We start from the raw sequence: 3,280 nt of genomic DNA on the forward strand, positions 1-3,280 counted from the left end.
GCTGTATGATGCGAAGAATAAATCGTTCGTCACGTTCCGTGACATTAAACACCTGTTGCGCGAACCGAAAACATCTTCGCTTTGAAAAGTCTGCCGGCATGATCCGGCAGATTTTTTTTGATTCGTAAAAATATATCAAAATATGATTTATAAGAAAGCAATCAGGGTATATACTGTTCATAACAAGTTGCTATAACAATTTCATTTAAAAGTGTTGACTTCTTAAAAGTATAGGTGTATATTGATTGTAGTCGCTGATGCGGCACACATATGATAACCATGCGGGTGTAGTTTAATGGTAAAACCTCAGCCTTCCAAGCTGATGACGAGAGTTCGATTCTCTTCACCCGCTTCATCATCTCTCTGCCGAGTGGCGGAGAGATTTTTTGTATGCGAAAATGGATTCGAAAGAGGTGATTGGATGAACGGATTAAGTCCGGAAACGATTAAACAAAAAATAGTCGCATACGCTGAGACGATTGGCATCGATGAGTTGAAAGTGACGACGGCTGACCCGTTCATCGTCATGAAAGAACGGCTCGTCAAACAACAAGAGAAAGGTTTCGCTTCCGGCTTTGAAGAGCCGGATTTGGACAAGCGCACGAAACCAGAGCTGTTGCTTGAAGACGCACAGTCGATCATTGCGATTGCAATCGCCTACCCGAGTAAATTAAAAGAGGCGCCGCGCAGTGTCTCCGGGTCTCGCCGGGGACTGTTCGCTAGGGCGTCTTGGGGGCTCGATTATCACCGGGCGGTCGGATCGCGTCTTGAGAAACTGCAAGCCTATATCGAATCGATTGTTCCCGGGGTAAGGACCCGGTCGATGGTCGATACGGGGGAACTCGTCGACCGGGCCGTGGCGGAACGAGCCGGTATCGGTTTCAGCGGGAAGAACTGCTCCATCATTTCCCCGGAAAAAGGCTCATACCTCTATTTAGGTGAGATGATTCTCGATACGTATTTGCCTCCAGACGAGGCAATCGAGGACGGTTGCGGCGATTGTGATAAGTGCATGACGGCTTGTCCGACGTCGGCACTTGTCGAGCCGGGCGTGCTCGATGCGAAGCGATGTATCGCTTATTTGACGCAGATGAAGACGCTCATGCCGCGTGAATTTCGCTCAAAGCTCGGTGGAAGATTATACGGCTGCGACACGTGTCAGCAAGTCTGCCCGTATAACCGGAAGAAAGATTGGCGGCACCACGAAGAACTGTTGCCGGAAGCGGAAATCGTCAAACCACTTCTCGAGCCGCTCCTTACACTAAGTAACCGTGAGTTCAAGACGAAGTTTGGCCATTTGTCCGGCGCATGGCGCGGCAAGAAACCGATTCAACGAAACGCCATCCTCGCGCTCGCACATTATCGTGAGCCGTCAGCGATCCCTGTCCTGCGAACGTTCATTCAAGAAGACGCCCGAGAAGACATGCGGGCGACGGCCGTCTGGGCGATTGGTGCGATTCTTGGCGAGGAGGCGGAAACGATTTACGAAGAGATTGAACAAACCGAGCAGTCTGAGATGGTGCTAGAAGAGATTCGCATTTTCCGAGAGGAGTGGGGCCATGAAGACCGTGTCGTCTAAATGGGGATGGCTGTCGTACGAGTTGAACGAGGCCGGGAAATTGGTCGCCCTCGACTTTGCAACGTCTGCCTCTGAAGAAGAGGCACCGGAATGGCTTGTCGAGTTGATGGAGCGGGTCGAACGCGACGGATTACAAGACGAGGACCGCCAATGGATTGAGATGGCAGGAACGTCATTTCAACGTGACGTCTGGGACGCGCTCTTGACGATTCCGTCTGGTGAGACGCGCTCTTATAAAGACATCGCCGAACAGATCGGTCGGCCGAAAGCGGTCCGTGCCGTCGGACAGGCGTTGAATCGGAACCCGTTGCCGATTCTTTTCCCTTGTCACCGCGTCATCGGCAGCAGTGGCAAGTTGACCGGGTTTGCCGGCGGGCTTTCGGAAAAACAACGTTTACTTGAAATCGAACAACAAAAGTGAGGTAAAAATCGTATGGCTATCCATGTCGTCATGTTTCAACCTGAAATTCCAGCGAACACCGGGAACGTCTCCCGGACGTGTGCCGCAACAAACGCTGTATTGCACTTGATTCGCCCGCTCGGCTTCTCGACGGACGATAAGATGTTGAAGCGGGCCGGGCTCGACTATTGGCAGTTCGTCGATGTCCGTTATCATGACTCGCTCGATGAACTGTGGGCAAAGCATACGGACGGTGAGTTTTTCTATATCACGAAGTACGGAGAAAAGTATCCGAGCGACCTCGACGTCTCGGTCGTCGACAAAGATTACTTCTTCGTCTTCGGTCGTGAGACGAAAGGGTTGCCGATGGAAGTGATTGAAAATAATCTTGACCGCTGCATCCGTCTCCCACAGTCGAACCTCGTCCGTTCGCTCAACGTCTCGAACACGGCGGCGATCATCGTCTATGAGGCGCTCCGTCAACAAGGCTACGCTGGACTCAAATAAAAAAAGAGCCGGATTCGTGAGAATCTCGGCTCTTATTGGTTACCTTCTGGTTTTCTGTTGTATCCTGCTGTAAAAATCGCGGCGAGGAAGACGACGCTGACTGCCATCATCAATAATAAACCCATCCGAAAATCCCCCTTTTGTTCTCCATGACTACAAATATTATAATATACTTGATATTAGATTTGCACTGAATATGAGAAATAAATGTGAAATTGGAGCCTCCCTATGAAAACGAATGTGTACTTATTGAGCTATGCCCCGTTGATTGGCATTATCTTGTTCTCGATGTCACTCGCCATCGCGACGAGTGAATACGTCATCGAGTGGCTGACGCGCATCGGTGTCTATAGCGAAGTCATCGCCCTGTTGTCCGTCCAAGAGACGAAAGTGCTCGTCCTCGTCGTCTTTTTTACGATTTACTTTATGCTCTTTAGCGCGTTCAAACTTGTCGCCGACACGTTCAACCAACTCGGCTTCGCCTTTTTCGCCCGTGAGACGAATGGGAGCTCGCTCCACCGGTTGAAGCCGGGCGCGACGATTTTCCTCGTCGGTTCAGGGGTCAGCTTCTTGTTCCTCAATTCCTTGCTCGCTGCAATTGCCGTTTTGCTCGGCACGTTCGTTTTGTATTTATTCTATTACATTTGGCAAGTGAGCCAATTGATGTCGACGTTTCGGGCAATCGGACTGTTGCTCATTCAAGCGATGATGTGGGCCCTTCTATTGAGCGGGCTGGCGTGGGCGCTGCTTCGCCTATTTAACTCGGTTGGAGATATTATTTTATAAATGACGAA

General features: G+C 50.4%; 4 protein-coding genes and 1 tRNA gene. All 5 read left to right on the forward strand.

The window, feature by feature from the left end; genetic code table 11:
- Positions 1-281 precede the first annotated feature (281 nt).
- The 5 genes from DI14_RS07840 (at position 282) to DI14_RS07860 (ending at position 3,272) form a co-directional block, all read left to right on the forward strand.
- Positions 282-352, forward strand: a tRNA-Gly gene (locus tag DI14_RS07840).
- A 69-nt stretch (positions 353-421) separates the two neighbouring features.
- Positions 422-1,579: a tRNA epoxyqueuosine(34) reductase QueG gene (gene queG, locus DI14_RS07845; protein WP_034807253.1), complete on the forward strand. Its 1,158-nt coding sequence runs from the start codon at positions 422-424 to the stop codon at positions 1,577-1,579.
- The gene (locus DI14_RS07850; RefSeq protein ID WP_034807254.1) at positions 1,560-2,000 is read left to right on the forward strand and encodes a methylated-DNA--[protein]-cysteine S-methyltransferase; all 441 of its coding nucleotides are present in this window, start codon (positions 1,560-1,562) and stop codon (positions 1,998-2,000) included. The genes queG and DI14_RS07850 overlap by 20 nt, the downstream gene beginning before the upstream one ends.
- Before the next feature lie 12 nt (positions 2,001-2,012).
- Positions 2,013-2,486, forward strand: coding sequence for a tRNA (uridine(34)/cytosine(34)/5-carboxymethylaminomethyluridine(34)-2'-O)-methyltransferase TrmL (trmL, locus tag DI14_RS07855; RefSeq protein WP_034807256.1), 474 nt, complete (start codon positions 2,013-2,015; stop codon positions 2,484-2,486).
- A gap of 228 nt (positions 2,487-2,714) precedes the next feature.
- Positions 2,715-3,272 carry a DUF5366 family protein gene (locus DI14_RS07860; RefSeq protein ID WP_034807257.1) on the forward strand — a complete coding sequence of 186 codons (558 nt, stop codon included), beginning with the start codon at positions 2,715-2,717 and terminating at the stop codon, positions 3,270-3,272.
- Positions 3,273-3,280 lie beyond the last annotated feature (8 nt).

Origin of the sequence: Exiguobacterium sp. AB2, assembly GCF_000696055.1 — a bacterium.
Lineage (GTDB): Bacteria > Bacillota > Bacilli > Exiguobacteriales > Exiguobacteriaceae > Exiguobacterium > Exiguobacterium alkaliphilum.